Below are 2,796 nucleotides of genomic sequence, written 5' to 3'. Positions count from 1 at the left end.
CGCGAGACCATCAGGCTGATACCGATGATTCTGGCCGAGGCGGGATTCCATATTGTCCGTCGCCGCAGCTGACCGGCTGACCGGCTGACCGGCTGCAGCCACCCTCGCCCAGCGGAGTCACTATCCGCCCGCACCCGCCGCACTCACCCAACCCCCACTCCGCACACCGGTCAGCAAAACCGAAAACACGTATACGAGGAAGCCGGGATGATCGGATTGATCTCACCACAGCAGTCCCGCCCGGCCGCGGGAGCGCGTGACGCGTCGCTCCCACGGCAGACCCACCCGTGTCCAGTACCGCAAGGCAGGTACGTCCAACTCACCTACCCGGCCACCCCTGGACCGGCAGTCGGAAGGAACCAGCTCGGTGCTGACCGACGACGTCGCGGTGGCCGTCCTTGACTCCCTCCCCTCGTCGGTCGCCGTGCTCGGCCCGGAGGGAACGGTGACCCGCCTCAACGAGGCATGGCGCCGCAATGCCGCCACCGGGGTGGCCCTGCTCCCCGTCCGGCCGGGCATCAGCTGGTTGGCGGCATGCGACAACGCGGCCAACTCAGCGGCTCGATCAGCGGCTCGGCCGGCGGAACGAGCCACAGCCCGACCCGCGACCCTGTTGGCCGCCGCGGCGCTCGCCGATCCGGCTGCCCCGGTGCGGGCACTGGCGATCCTGTCCCGGCAGATGATCGACCGACGACGCAAGCAGGCCCGGATCGAAATCCCGAAACCGACGCCACATGGTTATCGTTGGCTCGACGTACGCCTGCGCCCGCTGATCCGTGGTGACGGTCTGATCGTCGTCGTCGACGACGTCACCGAGCGACACCAGCGGGAGGAGGAGCTGCGGCATCACGCGTCGACAGATGCGACAACCGGGCTGGTGAACCGCACGGGGCTGCGCGCGCTTCTCGCTGTCCGACTGGCCGCGGGCCCGCCGGACACTGTGACCACCGTGGCGCCCGGAACAACCCCCGGACACGCCCTGCCAGCCGCCGCCGGCACGGCCATCACAACAGGCACGGCCAAAACCGGGCACAACCGCGGAACGGCCGTTCTCTTCCTTGACCTGGATGCATTTCGTCGAGTCAATTTCTCCTTCGGCTATCCGACGGGCGATGCCGTTCTGGATGCCGCCGCCCGCCGCTTTTCGAAGGTACTCCACCCCGGCGACATTCTCGGGCGCTGGGGCGGGGACGAGTTCGTCATCGTCACCGGACCCGTTACCGCAGCCGAGGCCGCAACCCTGGCCGAGCGGCTCATCTCCTCCCTGGACGAACCGCTGGACGTGCACGGTCATCGGATCAGCATGTCAGTGAGCGTCGGAGTGGCCCTGTCGGCCGGGCCGTCTCCGACCGGCCAGGCGCGCTCACCCGAACCTGCGGTCGGTTTCCCGATCCCGGCCGACGCTGCCGAGGTGAGTGACGCCATGGTGGAGCTGGCGGGTGCGGAGGTGATGCGCACCCGGGCGATGGCACGCACGGCCGGGCGGGAGCATCATCCTTGCGACTCGCCATGAATCGTCATGGTGGTTTCTGCGCCACCACATATTTCGACCACAACACCAAGTAGAAGAACTCCCCGTCGGCCCGTCCCGCTCCCCGCTTTTCCACGCCGTATCTTCCATACATGCGCTTCACCCTCACCGTCCTCGATGCCACCCGGAATTCCAGCACGGACGTACTACTGACCGCCGCCCCGGAAACCCCGCTCCGTGCGGTGGCCGGGGCGATGGCCGCCGCTGTCCGCCCGCATCGGCGTACTCCCACACTGGCGCGGGCCGGGCCCTCGATCAACGTCTCCGGTACCGTCCGTCCACTCGACCCGGAGACGACCCGGCCTCCTCGCCGCTGCGGGAGGGTGCGGTGGTGAGCCTTGATGTCGCGGTGTCCCGGCGGGTCCGCGGGACGGGTCTGGTCGACCTGATGATCATCGGTGGGCCCGGGGCGGGCGACATTCATCACCTGCCGGCGGGTGAGTTCACCGTCGGCTCGGGACCCGGCTGCACTGTCACGCTGGGGGGTCACAGCAGCGACGAGCCCGCGCTGACCATCCGGGTCGAGGTCGGCGGTCGGTGCACCGTCACAGCCGGTCCGGGCGCGGCCGTCGTCGGCGACCACCTATCGTCGCCTGCCAGCACCATCCTGGCCGCGGTGCGGATCGCCCCGGTGACGTTGCTGCTCGTGCGGCCCGCACCGCTCACGGTGCTGACCCGCCCGTCCGTCTCCGCTCCTGGCATGCTCGACGTCAACCGTCCGCCTCGCCTGCATCCGCTGGAGCGGGAGTCCGTCTTCGCCCTGCCGGCCGCACCCGCCGAACCCCGCCGTGTCCCGGTCCCGGTCCTCACGACGGTGCTGCCGCTCGTCGCCGCCCTGGGCATGGCTGCCCTGCTGCGGACAGTCTACGTTCTGCTCTTCGCGGTGCTGGCGCCGGTGAGCCTGGTCGCCTCCGTGGTGAGCGGCCGACGGCGGGAGGGTCGGGAGTTCCGTGCAGCCATGGCCCGCTACCGGCAGGAGCGGGACGACGTCGAGGCCACTGCTCGTGCCGCGCTCGCGGCGGAATGCACCGAGCGTCATCGCAACCACCCCGATCCGGCAAGCCTGCTCGCCACCGCTCAGGGACCGACTGCGACGCTGTGGGAGCGGCGTCGCCATGACCCCGATCACCTGCACCTGAGGTTCGGCACGGCCGACCTGCCAAGCAGGGTCCGGACCACGGACCCCTCCCCTGTAGCCGTCACGCCCCGGCAGCCCCCGGCCTGGGTCGCTCCCGATGTCCCCGCCGTCATCGCGCTAGGGCCTG

At 70.1% G+C, this 2,796-nt stretch carries 1 protein-coding gene and 1 pseudogene; both read left to right on the top strand.

Going from position 1 to position 2,796, the window contains the following annotated elements:
- The first annotated feature begins 367 nt into the window (after positions 1–367).
- Positions 368–1,513, top strand: a complete 1,146-nt coding sequence (locus ACY5KJ_RS19460) for a diguanylate cyclase domain-containing protein (RefSeq protein ID WP_462189332.1) — start codon at positions 368–370, stop codon at positions 1,511–1,513.
- Positions 1,514–1,862: 349 nt separating this feature from the next.
- Positions 1,863–2,796: pseudogene (locus ACY5KJ_RS19455) on the top strand (FtsK/SpoIIIE domain-containing protein); the annotation flags it as partial.

It is taken from the genome of Frankia sp. CcWB3 (assembly GCF_977927595.1).
This window is presented reverse-complemented; position numbering and strand designations above follow the sequence as displayed.